At 68.6% G+C, this 22,448-nt stretch carries 17 protein-coding genes, 1 pseudogene and 1 riboswitch; of the genes and pseudogenes, 9 read left to right on the top strand and 9 right to left on the bottom strand.

The features are described from left to right. Window positions 1-221: 221 nt before the first annotated feature. Complete coding sequence (locus ACZ60E_RS22180) at window positions 222-1,688, bottom strand: sensor histidine kinase (protein ID WP_384803478.1); 1,467 nt, start codon at window positions 1,686-1,688, stop codon at window positions 222-224. Between the two features lie 394 nt (window positions 1,689-2,082). Next, a pseudogene (locus ACZ60E_RS22175) lies at window positions 2,083-2,630 on the bottom strand (TetR/AcrR family transcriptional regulator). 196 nt (window positions 2,631-2,826) lie between these two features. On the opposite strand from ACZ60E_RS22175, the gene nagB reads away from it, so the two are divergent. Continuing rightward, window positions 2,827-3,612 carry a glucosamine-6-phosphate deaminase gene (nagB, locus tag ACZ60E_RS22170; RefSeq protein WP_384803424.1) on the top strand — a complete coding sequence of 262 codons (786 nt, stop codon included), beginning with the start codon at window positions 2,827-2,829 and terminating at the stop codon, window positions 3,610-3,612. Window positions 3,613-3,926: 314 nt separating this feature from the next. Here the strand turns inward: nagB and ACZ60E_RS22165 are convergent, their stop codons facing one another. From ACZ60E_RS22165 to ACZ60E_RS22150, 4 genes are all read right to left on the bottom strand, one after another. Further along, window positions 3,927-5,417: a glycoside hydrolase family 3 protein gene (locus ACZ60E_RS22165; protein ID WP_469442544.1), complete on the bottom strand. Its 1,491-nt coding sequence runs from the start codon at window positions 5,415-5,417 to the stop codon at window positions 3,927-3,929. A 9-nt stretch (window positions 5,418-5,426) separates the two neighbouring features. Further along, entirely contained in the window at window positions 5,427-6,257 is an 831-nt protein-coding gene (locus tag ACZ60E_RS22160) for a carbohydrate ABC transporter permease (protein ID WP_384803430.1), read from the bottom strand. Then, window positions 6,254-7,270, bottom strand: a complete 1,017-nt coding sequence (locus tag ACZ60E_RS22155; protein ID WP_469442542.1) for a carbohydrate ABC transporter permease — start codon at window positions 7,268-7,270, stop codon at window positions 6,254-6,256. Before ACZ60E_RS22155 ends, ACZ60E_RS22160 begins: the two co-directional genes overlap by 4 nt. An 87-nt stretch (window positions 7,271-7,357) precedes the next feature. Beyond that, window positions 7,358-8,635, bottom strand: a complete 1,278-nt coding sequence (locus ACZ60E_RS22150; protein WP_384803436.1) for an extracellular solute-binding protein — start codon at window positions 8,633-8,635, stop codon at window positions 7,358-7,360. A 418-nt stretch (window positions 8,636-9,053) separates the two neighbouring features. On the opposite strand from ACZ60E_RS22150, the gene ACZ60E_RS22145 reads away from it, so the two are divergent. The 7 genes from ACZ60E_RS22145 (at window position 9,054) to ACZ60E_RS22115 (ending at window position 18,530) form a co-directional block, all read left to right on the top strand. Next, on the top strand, window positions 9,054-9,818 hold the full coding sequence (locus ACZ60E_RS22145; RefSeq protein ID WP_210889894.1) for a GntR family transcriptional regulator: 765 nt from the start codon (window positions 9,054-9,056) through the stop codon (window positions 9,816-9,818). Between the two features lie 320 nt (window positions 9,819-10,138). Then, window positions 10,139-12,316: a carbon starvation CstA family protein gene (locus tag ACZ60E_RS22140; protein ID WP_384803439.1), complete on the top strand. Its 2,178-nt coding sequence runs from the start codon at window positions 10,139-10,141 to the stop codon at window positions 12,314-12,316. After that, window positions 12,288-12,497: a YbdD/YjiX family protein gene (locus ACZ60E_RS22135; RefSeq protein ID WP_248777442.1), complete on the top strand. Its 210-nt coding sequence runs from the start codon at window positions 12,288-12,290 to the stop codon at window positions 12,495-12,497. The genes ACZ60E_RS22140 and ACZ60E_RS22135 overlap by 29 nt, the downstream gene beginning before the upstream one ends. A gap of 136 nt (window positions 12,498-12,633) precedes the next feature. Next, on the top strand, window positions 12,634-12,927 hold the full coding sequence (locus ACZ60E_RS22130; protein ID WP_385838202.1) for a DUF3311 domain-containing protein: 294 nt from the start codon (window positions 12,634-12,636) through the stop codon (window positions 12,925-12,927). Continuing rightward, window positions 12,924-14,552: a monocarboxylate uptake permease MctP gene (gene mctP / locus ACZ60E_RS22125; protein ID WP_469442538.1), complete on the top strand. Its 1,629-nt coding sequence runs from the start codon at window positions 12,924-12,926 to the stop codon at window positions 14,550-14,552. The genes ACZ60E_RS22130 and mctP overlap by 4 nt, the downstream gene beginning before the upstream one ends. A gap of 253 nt (window positions 14,553-14,805) precedes the next feature. Continuing rightward, a riboswitch (cobalamin riboswitch) is annotated at window positions 14,806-14,942 on the top strand. A gap of 139 nt (window positions 14,943-15,081) precedes the next feature. Then, window positions 15,082-17,478 (top strand): ribonucleoside-diphosphate reductase subunit alpha, encoded by a 2,397-nt coding sequence (locus ACZ60E_RS22120; protein WP_469442537.1) that lies wholly within the window; start codon window positions 15,082-15,084, stop codon window positions 17,476-17,478. After that, complete coding sequence (locus tag ACZ60E_RS22115; protein ID WP_469442536.1) at window positions 17,478-18,530, top strand: ribonucleotide-diphosphate reductase subunit beta; 1,053 nt, start codon at window positions 17,478-17,480, stop codon at window positions 18,528-18,530. The genes ACZ60E_RS22120 and ACZ60E_RS22115 overlap by 1 nt, the downstream gene beginning before the upstream one ends. On the opposite strand, the gene ACZ60E_RS22110 is transcribed toward ACZ60E_RS22115, so the two are convergent. Continuing rightward, window positions 18,443-18,697 (bottom strand): hypothetical protein, encoded by a 255-nt coding sequence (locus tag ACZ60E_RS22110; protein ID WP_384804418.1) that lies wholly within the window; start codon window positions 18,695-18,697, stop codon window positions 18,443-18,445. The two genes, ACZ60E_RS22115 and ACZ60E_RS22110, sit on opposite strands and share 88 nt — an antisense overlap. Before the next feature lie 93 nt (window positions 18,698-18,790). On the opposite strand from ACZ60E_RS22110, the gene ACZ60E_RS22105 reads away from it, so the two are divergent. Further along, complete coding sequence (locus tag ACZ60E_RS22105) at window positions 18,791-19,756, top strand: helix-turn-helix domain-containing protein (protein WP_385834482.1); 966 nt, start codon at window positions 18,791-18,793, stop codon at window positions 19,754-19,756. A 15-nt stretch (window positions 19,757-19,771) separates the two neighbouring features. On the opposite strand, the gene ACZ60E_RS22100 is transcribed toward ACZ60E_RS22105, so the two are convergent. Beyond that, window positions 19,772-21,142, bottom strand: coding sequence for a bifunctional albaflavenone monooxygenase/terpene synthase (locus ACZ60E_RS22100; RefSeq protein ID WP_453792276.1), 1,371 nt, complete (start codon window positions 21,140-21,142; stop codon window positions 19,772-19,774). Further along, complete coding sequence (gene cyc1, locus ACZ60E_RS22095) at window positions 21,139-22,224, bottom strand: epi-isozizaene synthase (protein WP_469442532.1); 1,086 nt, start codon at window positions 22,222-22,224, stop codon at window positions 21,139-21,141. The genes ACZ60E_RS22100 and cyc1 overlap by 4 nt, the downstream gene beginning before the upstream one ends. Window positions 22,225-22,448: the final 224 nt, after the last annotated feature.

The following is a 22,448-nucleotide window of genomic DNA, read 5'->3' as shown; positions in this document are numbered from 1 at the left end:
AGTACCCCCGATGCGCAACCGAATGACACTTTGAGCCCCGGACCACTCAGTGGTCCGGGGCTCATCGCTGTGCCCACCGCGGTGCTCGTCGCGGCGTTCTCTGCGGTGGAGATTACGCAGCGTGTTCGTGAAGTAGTGGTGCGGAAGGTACGGGAGTTGCGTGAGGTGCCGTTGGGGGCTCGAAACCGCCTGGCATCTCCAGGCGGCTCATATGCCTCTGGCTACTTCGGGGTCCGTACCGGGATGTCCAGGACGACCTGGGTGCCGCGCTCGGGGGCCGGGACCATGTCGAAGGTGCCGCCCAACTCGCCTTCGACCAGCGTCCGTACGATCTGCAGGCCGAGGTTGCCGGAGCGGTGCGGGTCGAAGCCCTCGGGCAGGCCCACCCCGTCGTCCTGGACCGTGACCAGCAGGCGGTTCTCCTTCGACGTGCCGCCGCGGACCGCGGACACCTCGACCGTGCCCCGCTCGCCCTCGCGGAAGCCGTGCTCCAGGGCGTTCTGCAGGATCTCGGTCAGGACCATGGAGAGCGGGGTCGCGACCTCGGCGTCGAGTATGCCGAAGCGGCCCGAGCGCCGGCCGACTACCTTGCCCGGTGAGATCTCGGCGACCATGGCGAGCACCCGGTCGGCGATCTCGTCGAACTCCACGCGCTCGTCCAGATTCTGGGACAGCGTCTCGTGCACGATGGCGATGGAGCCGACCCGGCGCACCGCCTCTTCCAGGGCTTCGCGGCCCCGGTCGGACTCGATACGGCGGGCCTGGAGGCGCAGCAGGGCCGCGACCGTCTGGAGGTTGTTCTTCACCCGGTGGTGGATCTCCCGGATGGTCGCGTCCTTGGTGATCAACTCGCGCTCGCGGCGACGCAGTTCGGTCACATCGCGCAGCAGGACCAGCGAACCGACGCGCGTTCCCTTGGGTTTCAGCGGGATCGCGCGCAGCTGGATCACGCCGTCGTTGCTCTCGATCTCGAACTCGCGGGGCGCCCAGCCGCTGGCGACCTTCTCCAGCGCCTCGTCCACGGGCCCCCGGGACGGGGCGAGTTCGGCGGTCGTCTGGCCGAGGTGATGGCCGACCAGGTCGGCGGCGAGGCCGAGCCGGTGGTACGCCGACAGCGCGTTCGGGGACGCGTACTGGACGACGCCGTCCGCGTCCACCCGGATCAGGCCGTCGCCCACGCGCGGCGAGGCGTCCATGTCGACCTGCTGGTTGGGGAACGGGAAGGAGCCCGCCGCGATCATCTGGGCGAGGTCGGACGCGCTCTGCAGATAGGTGAGTTCGAGCCGGGAGGGCGTGCGGACCGTGAGCAGGTTGGTGTTGCGGGCGATGACGCCGAGGACGCGGCCCTCTCGTCGTACGGGGATGGACTCCACCCGTACGGGGACCTCCTCGCGCCACTCCGGGTCGCCCTCGCGCACGATCCGGCCCTCGTCCAGGGCCGCGTCCAGCATGGGGCGCCGGCCGCGCGGGACGAGGTGGCCGACCATGTCGTCCTGGTACGAGGTGGGGCCGGTGTTGGGCCTCATCTGGGCGACCGAGACATAGCGGGTGCCGTCTCGGGTGGGCACCCACAGGACGAGGTCGGCGAAGGAGAGGTCGGAGAGCAGCTGCCACTCCGAGACCAGCAGATGCAGCCACTCAAGGTCGGAGTCACCGAGCGCGGTGTGCTGGCGTACGAGGTCGTTCATGGAGGGCACATGTGCGAGCGTACCCGTCAGGTACGACAAGACCCGAAATCAGCCACCCGTAAGGGCCCCGGAGACACCCGCGGGCCGCGGCGCCTGAGAGGGACCCTCAACCCTCCCGGCACCGCAGCCCGGAGCAACATCGGCCACGGGGTGTGCGGTCCCGATCGGCCGAGGACGAGGACCCGGTGCAGTCAGGGCAGAGAGCGCCGACTCCTCGATCCGCCTTCCTGTGCGGGGAAGGCGGAGGCTTGGTCATTCAGCTGCGCATGTGGGCTTTGCCTATGATTCTGGACTAGACCACTACGGCTGTCCATGCGTTGTCGGATGTTTGTTGTTGTCCATTAATCCAACAACTCGCGTCCTACGTGCACCACGCAGCCTAACCCCGGGCGGTTCACGGGCGGGGCCAGATACGCATGGCGAGTTGCGCCACTGCCTCCAATTGCCGCCGGGTGGCTCCGTCGCGGGCCTGCTGGGACATTCCCTGGATCATGGCTCCGGTGTGCCGGGCCAGGGCCGCCGTGTCCGTGTCCCCGGACAGTTCGCCCGCGGCGACCGCGGCCTCCAGGCGGCTGCCGATGGCGACGATGCCGGCGGTGCGCCGCTCCCGCAGGGATTTCCCCACCTCGGGGGTGGTGCAGTTGGTGGCCGCGTGGATGACCAGACAGCCGCGCGGGCGGCCGGGCTCGGTGTACCGCGCCGCGGCCTCGCGCGGCAGCCGGTCCACCGCGGCGCGGGCCGTCGGCTCCTCGACTCCTCGGCGAGGGCCCGGGCGGCGAACGATCCGTACCGCGTGCCGTACGCGTCCACGACCTCCGCGAAGAGGGAGCGCTTGTCACCGAAGGCCGCGTAGAGGCTGGGGGCGCCGATGCCCATGACCTCGGTGAGGCCGGAGACGGAGGTCGCCTCGTAACCGTGTTCCCAGAAGGCCAGGATCGCCATTTCCAGTGCGGTGTCCCGGTCGAAGGAGCGGGGGCTCGAGAAATGATCTGCCCCCGTTCGAACCTCGCCGGGATTTCCGGCGGGATCCCCCTGGGATACGGCCGTCCGCGAAGACGCGACTGGAGAGGAGTGCTCTGCTAGATTGGTCTATACCACATATGCAGGTGAGTTCCCCCTTCAGAACGGCAGGCCCAGCGTGGAAGTTGTCATCGTTTCGGACGCCAAGGCGGGTGGCGAGCTCATTGCCGGAGCCATGGCGGAGCTGCTCCGGCACAAGCCCGACGCCCTGCTCGGGGTGGCCACCGGCTCCACGCCGCTGCCCATCTACCAGGCGCTGTCGGCGATCGTGAGCGCCGGCGGCGTGGACGCCTCGCGGGCGCGGGTCGCGCAGCTCGACGAGTACGTGGGGCTGCCGGCCGAGCACCCCGAGTCGTACCGGTCGGTGCTGCGGCGCGAGGTGCTGGAGCCGTTGGGGCTCGACCTGGAGGCGTTCATGGGGCCCGACGGGACCGCGGAGGACGTACGGGCCGCCTGCGAGGCGTACGACCGGGCGCTCGCCGCGGCGGGCGGAGTCGACCTCCAGCTGCTCGGGATCGGGACCGACGGGCACATCGGGTTCAACGAGCCGTGCTCCTCGCTGGCCTCCCGTACGCGGATCAAGACGCTGACCGAGCAGACGCGGGTCGACAACGCGCGGTTCTTCGAGGGCGACATCGAGCAGGTGCCGCATCACGTGATCACGCAGGGGATCGGGACGATCCTGGAGGCACGGCATCTGGTGCTGCTGGCCACGGGTGAGGGCAAGGCCGATGCGGTGGCGGCGACCGTGGAGGGGCCGGTGGCCGCGGTGTGTCCGGCCTCGGCGCTCCAACTGCATCCGCATGCGACGGTTGTGGTGGATGAGGCTGCCGCGTCCAAGCTGAAGTTGGCGGAGTACTTCCGGCATACGTATGCCAATAAGCCGGCCTGGCAGGGTATTTAGCCCCCCCCTTGGGCTCGGGGAGTGTGCGGCCGGCCGTGGCGCTTTTGGGGGCGCGGGGAACTGCGCCGCCCGCCACGACGCTCCTGTGGCCGGACGACGCACCTGCGGTAGCCGGGTGGCATGCGAACGGCCCGGGTTCCCCCGTGGTGAACCCGGACCCTTCTTGTGCCCTGCGGGCGGCGGTGGTGCGTTGTCGGGTGCGGGTTCGTTGTGGCTGGCCGCGCAGTTCCCCGCGCCCCTTAAAAGCGTCGTGGCTGGGCGTGACGTTCCCCGCGCCCCTAAAAGCCTCGCTCGCCGCGGTCTCGAAGGGTGGCCTAGGTCGTTGTGATCGCTTCCGCTGCTGCCAGGCCGCAGACCCTTGCTGCGCCGTGTGTGGCGATGTGGAGGGAGCCTTGGGGTGGGGTCTGGGGGACGCCCATCTCGATGACGATCGTGTCCGGGCGGGACGCGATCAGGGTGTCCAGGGCCTCGGCCATCCAGGCGTGGCGGTGGGCGTCGCGGACCACGGCGACCACGCGGCGCGTACCGGCGGCGGCGAGTACCTCCGCCCCGCCCCCCTCCCCCGTGAAGCTGCCGGTCTCCGTGCCCGGCAGCAGGCGCCGCAGTTCGGCGGCGACGCCCCAGGGGGTCTCGTCCCCGACGGCGATGTTGGCGACCGGGGTGAGGGCGGCGACGTACGGGGCCTCGGTGAGGGGCGTGTGGTGCGTGCCGCGGGTGACGGTCAGCGCGCGGCGGGCCGCCACCAGGCCGATCTCCGCGCCGTCCGTGACGGGTGCCGGTACCGAGGGCCTGGCCGAGGTGGTCCAGGAGGCCAGTGCGCGGACCCGGGCCGCCGCGTCCGCCAGGCGTTCCTCGGGGAGTTCGCCCGAGCGGACGGCCGTGACCAGCGCGTCCCGCAGTCGCAGGACCGTCGCCTCGTCGGCGAGTCCCCCGCCCACGCAGATCGCGTCGGCGCCCGCGGCGATCGCGAGGACGCTGCCCCGCTCGATGCCGTAGGTCGCGGAGATGGCCTGCATCTCCATGCCGTCGGTGACGATCAGCCCGTCGAAGCCGAGTTCCTCGCGCAGCAGTCCGGTGAGGACGCGGCGGGAGAGGGTCGCGGGGTGGGCCGGGTCGAGGGCCGGTACCAGGATGTGCGCGCTCATCACGGCCCGGGAGCCTGCGGCGATCGCCGCGCGGAAGGGCGCCAGTTCGCGGGAGTGCAGCACCGACAGGTCGGCGTCGATGCGCGGCAGCGCGTGGTGGGAGTCGACCGCCGTGTCGCCGTGGCCGGGGAAGTGCTTGGTGCAGGCGGCGACGCCGGCGGACTGCAGCCCGGAGACGTACGCGGCGGTGTGCCGGGCCACCAGCGCGGTGTCGGCGCCGAAGGACCGTACGCCGATGACGGGGTTGCCGGGGTTGGAGTTGATGTCCGCGGAGGGGGCCCAGTTGAGGTTGACCCCGCAGTCGGCCAGCCGGCGGCCCAGTTCGCGGGCGACGGCTTCGGTCAGTGCCACGTCGTCGACCGCGCCGAGCGCGTGGTTGCCGGGGAACGACGATCCCGTACGCACCTCAAGGCGCGTGACGTCACCGCCTTCCTCGTCGATGGCGACCAGGACGTCGTCGCGTTCCGCGCGCAGTTGGGCGGTGAGGGCGGCGAGCTGGCCGGGAGAGGCGATGTTGCGGCCGAAGAGTCCGACGGAGGTGAGGCCCTCGCCGAGCCGCCGGAGCAGCCAGGAGGGTGCGGAGGTCCCGGTGAAGCCGGGCTGCAGGACGGCGAGGGCGTCACGGGTCAGCGTGCCCGTGCCGGAGGCGATGGTGGTCATCGGGTGGCGTTATCCCTTCACGGCGCCGGAGGTGAGTCCGCTGACGGCCTTGCGCTGGAGGTAGACGAACAGGACCAGGATCGGGATGGCGAAGAGCGATGCCGCGGCCATGGTGGCCCCCCAGTCGTCGCCGAACGTCGTCTCGAAGCTGGAGAGCCACAGCGGGAGCGTCTGCTTCTCGGCGTCCTTGTTGAGGATCAGGACCAGCGGGAACTCGTTCCACGCCGTGATGAAGCCGAAGAGCGAGGTCGCCATGAGACCCGGGGCGAGCAGCGGGAAGATCACCTTCACGAAGGCCTGCCGACGGGTGCAGCCGTCCACCATGGCCGACTCCTCCAGCTCCTTCGGCACGGCGGCGACGTATCCCCGCAGTGTCAGGATCGTGAAGGGCAGCACCATGATCATGTAGAAGGCCGTGAGCGGTATGAGGCTGTTCAGGAGGTCCGCGTCGCGCACGATCATGTAGATCGCGATGACCATGACCTCCCAGGGGGCCATCTGCGCGATCATGAAAGTCAGCAGGAAGCCGCGGCGGCCCTTGAACCGCATCCGGGCCAGCGCGAAGGACGCGAGCAGCCCGATGACGAGGGAGAAGACCACCGCGAGGACGGTCACCGTCAGGGAGTTGCCGACCAGCGTCCAGAAGTGGTCGGCGTCGAGCGCCTTCTGGAAGTGGTCGAACGTGATGTCCGTCGGTACGAAGACCGGGGTGTCCGCGATGATGTCGCCGGTCGGCTTCAGTGCCGTCGCGAACATCCAGTAGACGGGGAACGTGAAGACCACGAAGAGGACGAGGGCCGTCGCATTGGGCCACAGCCGGGCCATCAGGGAGCGCTTCACAGCTCGTCCTCCTCTTGCTTGAGAACGGTACGCAGGTAGTAGGCCGTCAGGGCGAGCAGGATGAGGATCGTCAGGAACGAGATCGCCGCTCCCATCCCGTAGTGCTGGTTGCCGGGCCCTTCGACGAACGCGTAGATCGGCAGGGTCTCGGTGAGCCGGTCCGGGCCGCCCTTGTTCATGGCGAAGATCTGCGGGAACGCCTTGAAGATCCAGATGACTTCGAGGAAGGTCGTCGCCCACAGGAACGGCCGGATGAAGGGGAAGGTCACGGAGGTGAAGCTCTTCCAGGTGCCGGCCCCGTCGATGGAGGCGGCCTCGTACAGCTCTTGGGGGATGGTGGTCGTGGCGGCGTACAGGTTGATCGCCACGAACGGGATCGACTGCCAGACGATCAGCAGGGTGATCACGGAGAAGGTGGAGAGCTGCGTGCCGAACCAGTTGTAGTCGGCCATCGACGTCCAGCCCGCCTTGGCGAGCAGCCAGTTGACGACGCCGAAGCGCTGGGCGAACAGCCACTGGTAGACCGTGGTCGCGGCGATCACCGGCATCGCCCAGGCCAGCACCACGCCGAGCAGCAGGACCAGCCGCATGCGCTTGCCCAGCCGGGCGAGGAGCAGGCCGACGAGCGTGCCGAACACCATGGTGAGGACGACGTTCACGGCGGTGAAGACGACCGTGCGCTGGACGACCTTCCAGAAGTCCGCGCTGCTCAGGACGTCCGTGTAGTTGTCGAACCCTCTCCACTCGGTGAGGTGGAGGATCAGCTGGCGCGGATTGAGGTTCTGGAACGACAGCATGCCGTTCTTGATCAGCGGCCAGCCCAGCAGGATCACCGTGGCGAGCAGCGCGGGCAGCAGGAGCACGTACGGGGCGGACACGCCACCGCGGCTTCCGGCCGGGCGCCCGCCCTTGCCCTTGCGTGTGCCTGTGTCGTCGGGCGGGGGTACGTCGGTCTTACGGACACCGGGCGCGGCGGCCGTGCCTGTGTCCGTGCGGTCGGTCTGCACTGACATGCTCGCCATCTCTTCCACCATCGGGGTTCGCAGTTGAATGCGCCGGCGTGCCGGGGACGGAGGGAACCGTCCCCGGCACGGGGGTGATCAGCTGCTCTGCGCGAGCCGCTTGTTGATCTCCGCCTCGACCTGCTTGGCGGCGGCGGCGGGCGACTTCCCCTTCAGGACCGCGGTCATGTAGGCCTTGATCGGGTTGGGGTCGTTCTCCACGGCGGCCCACTCGGGGATCAGCGGCGTGGTGCCACCGCCGGCGGCGGCCGGAGCGGCGGCCTCGGCGGCGCCGTTGCCCGCGAGGTTGATCTGCAGCGCCTCCTTGTTCGGGATGACGCCGTTCTCCTTGGCGAGCGCGCCCTCGAACTTGTCGGACAGGGCGAGCTTCAGGAACTCCTTGGCGAGCTCCTGCTTCTTGCTGCCCGCGGCGACCGCGAAGTTGGAACCGCCGAGGAAGACACCCTCGGGCGAGTCGGCCGTCTCACCGGGAATGGTGAAGTAGCCGATGTCCTTCTCTATCTTCTTGTTGGCCGCGATGGCCGTGCCGGCCTCCCAGCCCATGCCGATGAAGGCGCCGACGTTGCCCTTGGCGAAGACCTCGGCCTGCTGCGGGGTGGCCTCGTCCTTGTCCTTGGGGGCCTTGGAGTAGGACTGGTACTCCTTGTAGATCTCCATGGCCTTGCCGACCTGCGGGTCCGCGAGGTTGGAGACGTACTTGCCGCCTTCCTTCTTCACCAGGTCGGCGCCCTGGCCGATCGTCAGACCGTCGAAGAAGTACCAGTTCTGGCCGGGCAGGTAGATCGGCTCGGCGTCGGTCTTCTTGTCGATGGTCTTCAGGGCGTCGAAGAACTCGGCGCGCGTCTTGGGGGTGTCCGTGATGCCGGCGTCGGCCCAGACCTTCTTGTTGTAGATGACGACGCGGTTGGCGAAGTACCAGGGGGCGGCGTACTGCTTGCCGTCGAAGACCGAGGACTCGTTGAGGGCCTTGGTCCAGTCGGCGCCGATCTCCTCCTTGAGGTCGCTCAGGTCGGCGAGACCGCCCGTGGCCGCGTAGGCCGGGGTCTGGGTGTTGCCGACCTCGAGGACGTCCGGCGGGTTGTCCTCGGAGAGCGAGGTGGTGATCTTCTGCTGGATGCCGTTCCACTGCTGCGTCTCGAACTTCAGCTTGGCCTTCGTCTTCTTCTCGAAGGCGGCCGTGAGGTCCTTGGTCCAGCCCTCCGGCGTGGAGCCGTCCATGGCCCAGACGGTCAGGGTCTGGCCCTTGTAGCCGTCGGCCCCCGCCTTGCCACCGTCGTCACCGTCGTCGCCGCCACAAGCAGCGACCGACATCAACATGCCCGCGACACCGACGGCCGCGATGAGCTTGCGATTCACGTCATCCTCCTCAGGGATGCCAGCAACCCCCCTGCCCACCGCGTGACTTACGACGAGTACTGCCCGTGGGGCTGGGACCTGGTCCTCAATGGTTTAGACCAGTACGGGGAGCTTGGACTAGACCTAGAGAGGTGTCAAGGGTGAAAAAGCCGCTCCAGACCGTCCGTTACGCGACCTACATATGCAGGGACCTTTCACTACACGGGTGACAGATCGGGCGGGCGCTCACGCAGGTCGCGGCGGCGCCTCCGGCCCGCCCTGCGCACGCTATGGACTAGACCAAAAGGGACCCCGACGGTATATAGAGGAGATCACGCAGCGTGCGGGAGGACACTCGCACGGCTGGGCGTGCCACGATGTGAGCCGTGGCCGGCGCGTACGTCGGCCGCATCGGCACTCGAAGCCGGGAAGGCAGAGTATGAGCACCGACGTCAGCAGTGCGGAGAACGAGGGTGGCGCCCCCATCCGTACCGCGCGCGTGCCCAAGTACTACCGCCTGAAGAAGCATCTGCTCGACATCACGGACACACTGCCGCCCGGTACGCCGGTGCCGCCCGAGCGCACGCTCGCCGCCGAGTTCGACACCTCGCGCACGACCGTGCGGCAGGCGCTGCAGGAGCTGGTCGTCGAGGGGCGGCTCGAACGCATCCAGGGCAAGGGCACGTTCGTCGCGAAGCCGAAGGTGTCACAGGCGCTGCAACTCACCTCCTACACCGAGGACATGCGGGCGCAGGGGCTCGAACCGACCTCGCAGCTGCTGGACATCGGGTACATCACCGCCGACGACACGCTCGCGGAGCTGCTCGACATCAGCGCCGGGGGGCGGGTGCTGCGGATCGAGCGGCTGCGGCTCGCCAGCGGGGAGCCGATGGCGATCGAGACGACGCATCTGTCCGCGAAGCGGTTTCCCGCGCTGCGGCGGTCGCTGGTGAAGTACACGTCTCTGTACACGGCGCTGGCCGAGGTGTACGACGTGCGGCTCGCGGAGGCGGAGGAGACGATCGAGACGTCGCTGGCCACTCCCCGGGAGGCGGGGTTGCTCGGGACGGATGTGGGGTTGCCGATGCTGATGCTCTCGCGGCACTCGATCGATCAGGATCAGCAGCCGGTGGAGTGGGTGCGGTCCGTGTATCGGGGGGATCGGTACAAGTTCGTTGCCCGGCTCAAGCGGCCCATGGACTGAGGTTCCGGGTGGGTGCGGTGCGTTGTCGGGTGCGGGTGCGTCGTGGCTGGTCGCGCCGTTCCCCGCGCCCCTGAAGACGAAAGACTGCGCCGTTCCCCGCGCCCCTGAAAGCAAAAGACTGCGCCGATCCCCGGCCCCTGGGGGCTGCGCCCCCTGAAAGCAAAAGACTGCGCCGCTGCCCTCACCCCCGGGCGGTTGCCCCAAGCTCCCCTGGTTGTACGTGAGTTGGGCTGGTGGGGATCGGGGGGTGCACGTGGTGTAGCGCTCAGGGGGATCCTGTTCTACCGTCCTCCCGTCACTCATGGACGGGAGGACGACCCGTGCGCACCGACAGCCCCCGGACGGCATCTCCGCAAGGCCCCCGCAAGGCAAGTCCCCGCAACATCGTCATCTGGACCCTCGTCGCGCTGATCGCCGCGGCCGGTTGGTCCGTGCTCGCTCTCTCGCGGGGCGAGGAGGTCTCGGCCGCCTGGATGGTGGCGGCCGCCCTCGGCTCGTACGCCATCGCCTATCGCTTCTACGCGAAGTTCATCGCGTACAAGGTTCTGAAGGTCGACAAGAACCGGGCCACCCCGGCCGAACGCCTCAACAACGGCATCGACTTCCACCCCACCGACCGACGCGTGCTCCTCGGCCATCACTTCGCGGCGATCGCGGGCGCGGGGCCGCTGGTGGGGCCCGTGCTGGCCGCGCAGATGGGGTATCTGCCCGGCACCATCTGGATCATCGTCGGCGTGATCTTCGCGGGCGCGGTCCAGGACATGGTCGTGCTGTTCTTCTCCACCCGGCGCGACGGCAGGTCGCTGGGGCAGATGGCGCGCGAGGAGATCGGCCCGTTCGGCGGCGCGGCGGCCCTGATCGCCGCCTTCGCCATCATGATCATCCTGCTCGGTGTGCTCGCCCTGGTCGTCGTCAACGCGCTCGCCCAGTCGCCGTGGGGCACCTTCTCCATCGCGATGACGGTCCCGATCGCCCTGCTGATGGGCTTCTACCTGCGGGTCCTGCGGCCCGGCCGGGTCGCCGAGGTCTCGCTGATCGGTGTGGCGCTGCTGCTGTTCGCGCTGGTCGCGGGACGCTGGGTCGCCGAGTCGTCCTGGGCCGACACGTTCACGCTCGCACCCTCCACGCTGGTCGTCTGGCTGGTGGCGTACGGGTTCATCGCGTCGATCCTGCCCGTGTGGATGCTCCTCGCACCCCGCGACTACCTGTCCACGTTCATGAAGATCGGCACGATCGGGCTGCTCGCGCTCGGGGTCGTCGTCTCGCTGCCGACCCTGAAGATGGACCCGGTGACGGACTTCGCCTCGCAGGGCAACGGCCCGGTCTTCGCGGGCTCGCTCTTCCCGTTCGTCTTCATCACCATCGCCTGCGGGGCGCTCTCCGGCTTCCACTCCCTGATCTCCTCCGGCACCACGCCGAAGATGATCCAGAAGGAGACGCAGGTCCGGATGATCGGGTACGGCTCCATGCTCATGGAGTCGTCCGTGGCGGTGATGGCGCTGATCGCCGCGTCCGTCATCGACCCGGGCCTGTACTTCGCGATGAACGCGCCGGCGGGTGTCATCGGCGACACGGTCCAGAACGCCTCCCAGGTGGTGGGCAGTTGGGGCTACCAGATCTCCCCCAAGGAGCTGGCCGACGCGGCGAAGAACGTCGAGGAGGCGTCCCTGCTGTCGCGGACCGGCGGCGCGCCCACCCTCGCGGTCGGCGTCTCGGAGATCTTCTCCAAGGTCACCGGGGGCGGTCTGCGCGCGTTCTGGTACCACTTCGCGATCATGTTCGAGGCGCTGTTCATCCTGACCGCGCTCGACGCGGGCACCCGGGTGGGCCGCTTCATGCTCCAGGACACGCTGGGCAATCTCTACAAACCCTTCAAGAACGTGAGCTGGAAGCCCGGTCTGGTCATCACGAGCGGCATCGTCTGCGGCCTGTGGGGCTACTTCCTGTGGGTCGGCGTCCATGAACCGCTCGGCGGGATCAACCAGCTTTTCCCGATCTTCGGCATCTCCAACCAGCTCCTCGCCGCGGTCGCCCTGGCCGTCTGCACGACCCTGCTGGTGAAGTCCGGTCGCCTCAAATGGGCCTGGATCACCGGCATCCCGCTCGTCTGGGACGCCACGGTCACGCTGACCGCGAGCTGGCAGAAGGTCTTCTCCAGCGACCCGCGCGTCGGCTTCTTCAAGCAGCGCTCGATCTACCAGGACGGCATCGACCGGGGCGAGATCGTCGCACCTGCGAAGAGCATGGACGACATGCACACGATCGTCACGAACTCCACGGTCGACGGTGTCCTCACGGCGGTGCTCGCCCTGCTCATCGTCGTGGTGATCGCGGACGCGACACGGGTGTGCATCCGGCACATACGCCGTCCCGCGCTCTCCACCCTCAGCGAGGCGCCGTACGTCGAGTCCCAGATCGTCGCTCCGGCCGGGCTGATCCCGACCAGGGAGGAGAAGGAGGAGGTACGCGATGCGGTCGGCGCTGAACCACGCGGTTAGGGCGGCCAGGGGCGTGCGTTGGTACGTACGGGAGCTGACCGACGAGTCCGCGTACGACCGGTACGTGGCGCATCTGCGCGAGGAGCGGGCCGACGCGGACGTGCCCTCGCGGCGGGAGTTCGAGCGGATGCGCACGGACCGTCAGGAGGCGGATCCGCGGCAGGGCTTCCGCTGCTGCTGACGCCGTGACGGGTGCGACTGCTGTTGCTGAACGACACGGCGCATCCGTTATGCGGACGGGGGTTCCATAAAGCGGAACCGTCCCTTAGATTTCCTGCGCGTTGCACAGGTGATCAGTGAGGGGACGGAGCCGCCGTATGTCGGAAACACCGGATGTGCCAAGAGCGCCCGAAGGGGAACCACCGGTGGTGACACCGGTCCGTGTGGTGATCGCCGTCTGCCTGATCGCGCCGTTCGTGGCGATGCTCTGGGTGGGGTCGTACGCGAAGGTCGACCCGACCTTCATCGGTATCCCGTTCTTCTACTGGTACCAGATGCTGTGGGTGCTCATCTCGACCGCGCTCACGATGACCGCGTACACGCTGTGGAACCGTGAGCAGCGCGCCCGCAAGGCCGCCCGCCGGGCACAGAACGGGGGCGCGTCCGCATGAAGGACGGCGTGAACGGCGTGGCACTCGCCGTCTTCATCTTCTTCTTCGTGGCCGTCACGGTCATGGGCTTCCTGGCCTCGCGCTGGCGCCGGGCCGACGGCGAGCAGACCCTCGACGAATGGGGCCTGGGCGGACGGTCGTTCGGCACCTGGGTCACCTGGTTCCTGCTCGGCGGCGACCTCTACACGGCGTATACGTTCGTGGCGGTCCCGGCGGCGATCTACGCGGCGGGCGCGGCCGGCTTCTTCGCCGTCCCGTACACGATCCTCGTCTATCCCCTGATCTTCACCTTCCTGCCGCGCCTGTGGTCGGTCTCGCACAAGCACGGGTACGTGACGACGTCCGACTTCGTGCGCGGACGCTTCGGCTCGAAGGGGCTGTCGCTCGCGGTCGCCGTCACCGGCATCCTCGCGACCATGCCGTACATCGCGCTGCAACTGGTGGGCATCCAGGCCGTCCTGGACGTGATGGGCGTCGGCGGCGGTGAGGACACCAACTGGTTCGTCAAGGACCTGCCGCTGCTCATCGCCTTCGGCGTGCTGGCCGCGTACACGTACTCGTCCGGGCTGCGCGCGCCCGCCCTGATCGCGTTCGTCAAGGACACGCTGATCTACATCGTCATCGCGGTCGCGATCATCTACATCCCGATCAAGCTGGGCGGCTTCGACGAGATCTTCGCCAAGGCGGGCGAGGCGTACAACCAGACCAACCCGGCGACCGGCGCGCCACGCGGCTCCCTGGTCCCGGGCGAGGCGGGCCAGTGGACGTACGCGACGCTGGCGCTGGGCTCCGCGCTCGCGCTGTTCATGTACCCGCACTCGATCACGGCGACGCTGTCCTCGCGCAGCCGTGAGGTGATCCGGCGCAACACCACGATCCTGCCGCTGTACTCGCTGATGCTGGGCCTGCTCGCGCTGCTCGGCTTCATGGCGATCGCGGCCGGGATCAAGGTGGACAACGGGCAGCTGGCGATCCCGCAGCTCTTCGAGACCATGTTCCCGGACTGGTTCGCGGGCGTGGCGTTCGCGGCGATCGGGATCGGCGCGCTCGTGCCGGCGGCCATCATGTCCATCGCGGCGGCCAACCTGTTCACCCGCAACATCTACAAGGACTTCATCAAGCCCGACGCGACGCCCGCCCAGGAGACCAAGGTCTCCAAGCTGGTCTCGCTGCTCGTGAAGGTCGGCGCGCTGGTCTTCGTCCTGACCATGGACAAGACGGTCGCGATCAACTTCCAGCTCCTCGGCGGGATCTGGATCCTGCAGACCTTCCCGGCGCTCGTCGGCGGACTGTTCACGCGCTGGTTCCACCGATGGGCGCTGCTCGCGGGCTGGGCGGTCGGGATGCTGTACGGGACGGTCGCCGCGTACGGGGTGGCCTCGCCGACGCAGAAGCACTTCGGCGGGTCCTCGAAGGAGATTCCCGGGATCGGGGAGATCGGGTACATCGGGCTGACCGCGTTCGTGCTGAACCTGCTGGTGACGGTGGTGCTGACGTTCGTCCTTCGGGCGGTCAAGGCGCCGGACGGGGTCGACGAGACCTCTGCCGAGGACTACACGGCGGATGCCGGCGACAAGGGGGTCCAGGTGGACCTGCCGCCTGCCACGGCGGGGGCGGGCCACTAGGGGTTTTTCGCCCCCGCCGCCCCTACCCTTCCCGTCACTGCATGGGGGCTGCGCCCCCTCGCCCCCCTTTGCCCTCAAACGCCGGACGGGCTGGAGATTCACGGATCTCTCAGCCCGTCCGGTGTTTGAGGACCGGGGGTTCGGGGGCGGCGCCCCCGAGGCAGGCCGCACCTCCGCAGCCCGCTCCCCTGCACCGTACGGAGCCGACACGACACAACATGTGGGGGTGCTTCCGGAGCCCGGCACAAGATGTATGCTCATGCTCGCTGTCGTCGCAGGGGAATCCGGTGTGAGTCCGGAACTGTCCCGCAACGGTGTACTTGTACGTGATATGCCCGCATGTCGCGTACAGGAGTCAGTCCGAGGACCTGCCGACAGCGCGCCCAGGCCGTCCGGTCCGGGTGCATGACGTCCGGGCCTCGCGGAGTGGGCCGGTGGACGCGGCGTACCGCTGCCCAGGGCGCGTACCCCCGTGTGCCCCGAACCCCTCTCCCCCGAGGCCCCCGTGCCGAGCGAGGGAGAGCCCCACGTGACCATCGCGCCAGCCGATCCGGTCTCCGCGACAGCGACCCGGGACCAGCAGGACAGGGCCGAGGCCGACGGACCGGGAACCGCGTTGCTGCGGATCCTGACCGACTTCACCGCCGACCTCCCCGGTGCCGACCCCGGCCGGGTCGCCGCCGCCGCGCTGCGCGGCCGGTCCGCCGCCGCGGACATCGCGGAGCTGCGTGAGCTGGCCACGGAGTCGGCCGCCGGTCTCATCTCCGAGGACCCGGTCTACTCGAAGCTGGCCGCCCGGCTGCTGACCGTCACCATCGCCGCGGAGGCCGCCTCGCAGGGCGTGCGCTCCTTCTCCGAGTCGGTCGCCGTCGGCCACCGCGAGGGCCTGATCGCCGACCGCACGGCCGCGTTCGTGCGCCTCCACGCGGCCCGGCTGGACACGCTGATCGACCTGGCGGGCGACGACCGCTTCGGCTACTTCGGCCTGCGTACCCTGCACAGCCGGTACCTGCTGCGGCACCCGATCACACGGTCCGTCGTCGAGACGCCCCAGCACTTCATGCTGCGGGTGGCGAGCGGACTGGCCGAGGACGACACGACGAGGTCCGTCGACGAAGTCGCGTCCCTGTACCGGCTGATGAGCCGCCTGGACTACCTGCCGTCCTCCCCCACGCTCTTCAACTCCGGTACGCGCCACCCGCAGATGTCGTCCTGCTACCTCCTCGACTCCCCGCTGGACGAGCTGGACTCCATCTACGACCGCTACCACCAGGTGGCCCGCCTCTCGAAGCACGCGGGCGGCATCGGGCTCTCGTACTCCCGGATCCGTTCGCGCGGTTCGCTGATCCGCGGCACGAACGGGCACTCGAACGGCATCGTCCCGTTCCTGAAGACCCTCGACGCCTCGGTCGCCGCGGTGAACCAGGGCGGCCGGCGCAAGGGCGCGGCGGCGGTCTACCTGGAGACCTGGCACTCCGACATCGAGGAGTTCCTGGAGCTGCGCGACAACACCGGTGAGGACGCCCGGCGTACGCACAACCTGAACCTCGCGCACTGGATCCCGGACGAGTTCATGCGCCGGGTGAACGAGGACCGCGACTGGTCGCTGTTCTCCCCCTCGGACGTGCCCGAGCTGGTCGACCTGTGGGGCGCCGACTTCGAGGCCGCCTACCGCAAGGCGGAGGCCGCCGGGCTCGCCAAGAAGACCATCCCCGCCCGTGATCTGTACGGCCGCATGATGCGTACCCTCGCGCAGACCGGCAACGGCTGGATGACCTTCAAGGACGCCGCCAACCGCACGGCCAACCAGACCGCGCTGCCCGGCCACACGGTCCACTCCTCGAACCTGTGCACCGAGATCCTGGAGGTCACGGACGACGGGGAGACCGCGGTCTGCAACCTCGGGTCGGTCAACCTCGGCGCCTTCGTGGACGCGGACGCCGGCGACATCGACTGGGAGCGGCTCGACGCGACCGTCCGGACCGCCGTCACCTTCCTCGACCGGGTCGTCGACATCAACTTCTACCCGACCGAGCAGGCGGGCCGCTCCAACGCCAAGTGGCGTCCGGTGGGCCTCGGCGCGATGGGGCTGCAGGACGTCTTCTTCAAGCTGCGGCTGCCGTTCGACTCGCCGCAGGCGCGCGCCCTCTCCACCCGGATCGCCGAGCGGATCATGCTCGCCTCGTACGAGGCGTCCGCCGACCTCGCCGAGCGCAACGGCCCGCTGCCCGCCTGGGAGAAGACCCGTACGGCCCAGGGTGTGCTGCACCCGGACCACTACGACGTCGAGCTGAACTGGCCGGAGCGCTGGGCCGCCCTGCGGGAGCGGATCGCCGCGGTCGGCATGCGCAACTCGCTGCTGCTGGCCATCGCCCCGACGGCCACCATCGCGTCCATCGCGGGCGTGTACGAGTGCATCGAGCCGCAGGTCTCCAACCTGTTCAAGCGCGAGACGCTGTCCGGCGAGTTCCTCCAGGTCAACTCGTACCTGGTGGCCGAGCTGAAGAAGCTCGGCGTGTGGGACGCGCAGACCCGGGAGGCGCTGCGCGAGTCCAACGGCTCGGTGCAGGGCTTCACCTGGGTCCCGCAGGACGTGCGCGACCTGTACCGCACGGCCTGGGAGATCCCGCAGCGCGGTCTGATCGACATGGCCGCCGCCCGGACCCCGTTCCTCGACCAGGCCCAGTCGCTGAACCTGTTCCTGGAGACGCCGACCATCGGCAAGCTCTCCTCGATGTACGCGTACGCCTGGAAGTCGGGGCTGAAGACGACGTACTACCTGCGCTCGCGTCCGGCGACCCGTATCGCCCGCGCCGCCCAGGCGCAGAGCGTGCCCGAGGCCACCATCCCCGTCCAGCAGGCCGCCGACCCCGACGCGGTCGCCTGCTCCCTTGAGAACCCCGAGTCCTGCGAGGCCTGCCAGTAATGACCACCGCACCTGACGCACCGGAGAAGGCCCAGCAGGCCGAGAAGACCGGGAAGAACCTGCTCGACCCCGGCTTCGAGCTGACCCTGCGCCCCATGCGCTACCCGGACTTCTACGAGCGCTACCGGGACGCGATCAAGAACACCTGGACCGTCGAGGAGGTCGACCTCCACTCGGACGTCTCCGACCTGGCGAAGCTGTCACCGGGTGAGCAGCACATGATCGGCCGGCTGGTCGCGTTCTTCGCGACGGGCGACTCGATCGTGTCGAACAACCTGGTCCTGACGCTCTACAAGCACATCAACTCCCCCGAGGCGCGGCTGTATCTGAGCCGTCAGCTCTTCGAGGAGGCCGTGCACGTCCAGTTCTATCTGACGCTGCTCGACACCTATCTGCCCGATCCGGCGGACCGCGCGGCGGCGTTCGACGCCGTCGAGAGCATCCCGTCCATCCGTGAGAAGGCCGAGTTCTGCTTCAAGTGGATGGACTCGGTGGAGAAGCTGGACCGGCTGGAGACGAAGGCCGACCGCCGCCGCTTCCTGCTGAACCTCATCTGCTTCGCCGCGTGCATCGAGGGCCTGTTCTTCTACGGGGCCTTCGCGTACGTCTACTGGTTCCGCAGCCGGGGCCTGCTGCACGGCCTGGCGACCGGCACCAACTGGGTGTTCCGCGACGAGACGATGCACATGAGCTTCGCCTTCGAGGTCGTGGACACGGTCCGCAAGGAGGAGCCGGAGCTCTTCGACGAGGAACTCCGGCAGCAGGTGACCGACATGATGCGCGAGGCCGTCGAGGCCGAGCTGCAGTTCGGGCGCGACCTGTGCGGTGAGGGCCTGCCGGGCATGAACACCGAGTCGATGCGGCAGTACCTGGAGTGCGTGGCCGACCAGCGGCTGCAGCGCCTGGGCCTCGCCCCGGTGTACGGCTCCGAGAACCCCTTCTCCTTCATGGAGCTGCAGGGGGTTCAGGAGCTGACCAACTTCTTCGAGCGCCGGCCCTCGGCGTACCAGGTGGCGGTGGAGGGGACGGTCGACCTTGACGAGGACTTCTGATCCTCCGCGGGGCCCCGCTCCCTCGCGGGGCCCTGCTCGGCCTCCCTGAGCTGACGGTCGACGCGCCGGTCGCGCACGATGCCGAACACCGCGGGGAGGACGAGCAGGACGAGGATTCCGAGGACGAAGAGCATTCCGATCAGGCCTTCCAGCTGTGTCGTATTCATGGACACCACTGTCGCGCCGAATACTCCTTACCGTGAGTGGCAGGACTGCCGTACACCCTCGATTTCCTGCCAGAGCGGGTGCACACTGTCAGCATGCTGACCAACGTGGCCGCCGTCCTGCTCGACGGCGCGCATCCCTTCGAACTCGGCGTCGTGTGCGAGGTGTTCGGCCTCGACCGCAGCGACGAGGGACTTCCGGTGTACGACTTCGCGGTCGCCTCGGCCGAGGGGCCGACCCTCGCCACCCACGTCCCGGGCTTCACCCTCTCCACGCCGTACGGGCTGGACCGGCTGGAGGAGGCCGACCTCATCGTCGTGCCCGCCGGAAGCCACTACATCGGGCGCACCTACCCGCCCGCGCTGCTCGACGCCCTGGTCCGGGCCGCCGACCGCGGCACCAAGGTGCTGAGCGTCTGCTCCGGGGTCTTCGTGCTCGGCGCGGCCGGACTGCTCGACGGGCGCCGCTGCGCGGTCCACTGGCGGCACGCCGACAAGCTGGCCGCCCGCCATCCCCTGGCGAAGGTCGAACCGGACGTGCTGTACGTGGACGAGGACCCGGTGATCACCTCGGCGGGCACCGCCTCCGGCATCGACGCCTGTCTGCACATCGTCCGCAAGGAGCAGGGTCCCGAGGTCGCCAACAGCATCGCGCGGCGCATGGTGGTGCCGCCGCACCGCGACGGCGGCCAGGCCCAGTACATCGAGCGCCCGCTGCCGCGCTCGCAGTGCGACACGGTCGGTGCGGTGCTCGTCTGGATGGAGGGCCACCTCGGCGAGGAGGTGACCGTCGAACAGCTCGCCGCCCGCGCGCACATGTCGCCGCGCACCTTCGCCCGGCGCTTCCAGCAGGAGACGGGGACCACTCCGTACCGCTGGCTGCTGCGCCAGCGGGTACTGCTGGCACAGGAGTTGCTGGAGGCCACCGACGAGACGATGGACTTCATCGCGGACCGCACGGGGTTCGGGACCGCGGCCGCGCTGCGCCATCAGTTCGTCCGCTCGCTGGGGACGACACCGAACGCGTACCGGCGCACGTTCAGGGGCCCGCAGGCCGCCTGAACGTGCGCGGAGGGGTCAGCGCGGCACGGCCCTCAGCAGCAGCCGGTGCGGCCGCAGCGTGATGCCGACGCGGGTCGTGTCGTTCGACTCGGACACCTGTTCAAGGCGCCAGCGCGAGGCCACCGCCGCCGTGACGAGCCCGAGCTGGGCCATCGAGAAGTGGTCGCTCGGGCACTTCCGGTTGCCCACACTGAACGGGCTCATCGCGTACTTCGGCACGTCCTTGGCACGTTCCGGAAGCCAGCGATCGGGGTCGAACTCCAGATGCCCGCCGTACGAACGCGCGTCGCGCTGTATCGCGTACGGGCTGTAGACGATGTCGGCCCCGGCCGGAATGCGATACCCACCGAGTGCGGTTTCGGTCACGGCCCGGCGCGTCAATATCCATACGGCGGGACGCAACCGCATGGCCTCGACGACGACATTGTTCGTGTGGGACAGCTTCCGCACGTCCGCGAATGCGACAGGACGGCCATCAGTGACCGATTCGACCTCTTCGCGTACTCGGTCCGCGTGTTCCGGGTGTTCCGCGAGGACCTGCAGAAGCCACATGATCGTGGAAGCGACCGTTTCGCTTCCGGGGGTGAGTATCGCGACCACCTGGTCGTGGATCTCCTGTTCCCCGATGGGCTCGCCATTCTCGTCCTTCGCTTCCAGCAATGCTGTCAGCAAATCGTCCGGCTTTTGACCAGATGCGCGGCGCTCCGCCACGATCTCGTCGACCAGGAGGTGCAAATCGGCCAATGCGCGGTCGAATTTACGATTGGCCGGAAGCGGAAGCCGGTAGAGCGGTCCCGCGGGAACGACCATACGGCGGTACATGCCGCGGAAGACGGTGGCGAGGGCGATGCTCAGCCGCTCGGCCCGCTCGTCCATGAAGTCGCCGCGCAGCAGGCAGCGGGCGGCGATGCGGACGGCGACGCGGAACGACTCCGCGGTGCAGTCGATCGTCTCGCCGGGCCGCCAGCGCTCCGCGAGGGCGTGCGCCTCCTCCTCCATGATCGGCCCGTAGCCGGGGATGGCGTCCAACCGGAACGCGGGCTGGATCGTCCGGCGCTGACGCCGGTGCCGCGAGCCGTTGGCGGTCGCCACTCCCTCCTTGCCGAGCAGGCCTTCCAGGGACTCCCACAGGGGCCCGTCGATCTTGAAGTCGGGGCTCAGAGCCAGCTCCCCGGTGAGGGCCGGCGTGGTGACGGCGTACACCGTCTTGGGGCCCAGCTTCAGCCGGACGACCTCGCCCTGGTCGCGCAGCCGGGAGAGGAAACCCAGCGGGTCGCGGACCAGTTTCAGGCCGTGTCCCAGGCCGGGGACGCCGCCTCCGGCGAGGGGCGGGGTGGACAGTTCTGCCGCTTGGTGTGCAGCGGACCGTACCGACTCGACGGTCATTTCTCACCTGCCGCTTCGTTGTTGACGTACGGGGGTGTGGTGCGGTCGTCCCAGCTGTCGACCATGTACCGTCCCGACTCGTGGTGGAACCAGTACACGGAGCTGAACCAATTCCGCATGTTGAACAGGCACGCCCGTACGGCAGCCGCTAGTTCGGCGCCGCGGACGGACCCGTTGTCGATCCTTTCCGCGTACCGCAATACCTCCTGTTCGACGTCGAGGAATTCAGTGACGCATTCCTCGACCCGCCGCCTGACTTCTTTGACCGATTCTTCCAGCCGCATTCCCTCGTGATGAATGAGACTGATACCGAGATTGTGCACCTCGTCGCCCGCTATTTCCTTGGGGAGAGAGCACAGATCGTTGTACCAGGCGGCGAAATCCTGGCACAGCAGAGCAGCTCTCCGGTATGCGGGGTTCTCCCGCACGGCGACGGGCAGTTCGTACTCCGCGCTCGGTTCGAGCAGGTCGAGCCAGATCCAGTGCGCGAACGTGTTCCGCCGCAGTTCGAGATATTCCTCGACGGTCGGGACAATGCCCGCCACACGGTTGCGGAATTCCTGGTCGTACGCCTCGATGACGGTGTGGAAATGGTCGGCGAACCGCGCGTTCCACCCCTCGCCCAGGAACGAGTACAGCCGGACCATGCTGTCCGCGAACCCCGCCACCAGGGGGTCCTGGTGGTACAGATGCTCCTTCGGGGAGTCGAGGGCCGCGTGCAGTCGGGTCCTGAGCAGCTGCCAGGCCACCGGCCGGTCGTGGATGACATCACGGTCGTGGCGGTCGTCCCAGACGAAGAACCACGCGCTGTAGTCCGCTATCGCCTGGAGGACCTCGTCGGGCGCGCCAATGTAGAAGCCCGCCATGAGGTCGGTGTAGCAAAGCCCATCGGCATATGCCTCGACCTTCGCCGCCGACATGAGGCGCATTTCCAGGAGCCAGGCCCTGGTGTTCTCCTGGAGTCGAGGCCAATACGGATGGAGTTGACGGGGAAACTCGGCCTCGATCACCGGAAGAGAGAGCGCCGGTGGAACGAGGGCCGAGGTGTACGTCGTTGAGGTGCTCTGTGGGAAAGCAGGCACGAACAAACCCCTCTCAGCCGCCTGTTGACGACACGCCCCTTCCGCTGTGCCGGGCGTGCGCCGTTGCGTATCCCCGCACTTCCCATTCAGCACCACAACTGACCGTTCTGGGAACGGATTTGCTTCGCTCACTACCCCACGATGCCGAGAATCTCCCTATGTGTGACTGAATATGGATCATTACAGGCGCACAAGGGATCGAACGTGCTACGCGCAGACGAACG

It is taken from the genome of Streptomyces sp. NPDC102514 (assembly GCF_055584525.1).
Note: the sequence above shows the minus strand (reverse complement) of the source record. Positions and strands in the feature narration are given on the sequence as shown.

What these genes read in the sequence shown, in the direction of transcription:
- ACZ60E_RS22110 (WP_384804418.1), bottom strand. Translation starts at nt 18,697, where the DNA reads ATGAATACGACACAGCTGGAAGGCCTGATCGGAATGCTCTTCGTCCTC.
- ACZ60E_RS22145 (WP_210889894.1), top strand. Translation starts at nt 9,054, where the DNA reads ATGAGCACCGACGTCAGCAGTGCGGAGAACGAGGGTGGCGCCCCCATC.
- ACZ60E_RS22180 (WP_384803478.1), bottom strand. Translation starts at nt 1,688, where the DNA reads ATGAACGACCTCGTACGCCAGCACACCGCGCTCGGTGACTCCGACCTT.
- ACZ60E_RS22130 (WP_385838202.1), top strand. Translation starts at nt 12,634, where the DNA reads ATGTCGGAAACACCGGATGTGCCAAGAGCGCCCGAAGGGGAACCACCG.
- ACZ60E_RS22105 (WP_385834482.1), top strand. Translation starts at nt 18,791, where the DNA reads ATGCTGACCAACGTGGCCGCCGTCCTGCTCGACGGCGCGCATCCCTTC.
- ACZ60E_RS22165 (WP_469442544.1), bottom strand. Translation starts at nt 5,417, where the DNA reads ATGACCACCATCGCCTCCGGCACGGGCACGCTGACCCGTGACGCCCTC.
- ACZ60E_RS22155 (WP_469442542.1), bottom strand. Translation starts at nt 7,270, where the DNA reads ATGTCAGTGCAGACCGACCGCACGGACACAGGCACGGCCGCCGCGCCC.
- ACZ60E_RS22115 (WP_469442536.1), top strand. Translation starts at nt 17,478, where the DNA reads ATGACCACCGCACCTGACGCACCGGAGAAGGCCCAGCAGGCCGAGAAG.
- mctP (WP_469442538.1), top strand. Translation starts at nt 12,924, where the DNA reads ATGAAGGACGGCGTGAACGGCGTGGCACTCGCCGTCTTCATCTTCTTC.
- ACZ60E_RS22100 (WP_453792276.1), bottom strand. Translation starts at nt 21,142, where the DNA reads ATGACCGTCGAGTCGGTACGGTCCGCTGCACACCAAGCGGCAGAACTG.
- ACZ60E_RS22135 (WP_248777442.1), top strand. Translation starts at nt 12,288, where the DNA reads ATGCGGTCGGCGCTGAACCACGCGGTTAGGGCGGCCAGGGGCGTGCGT.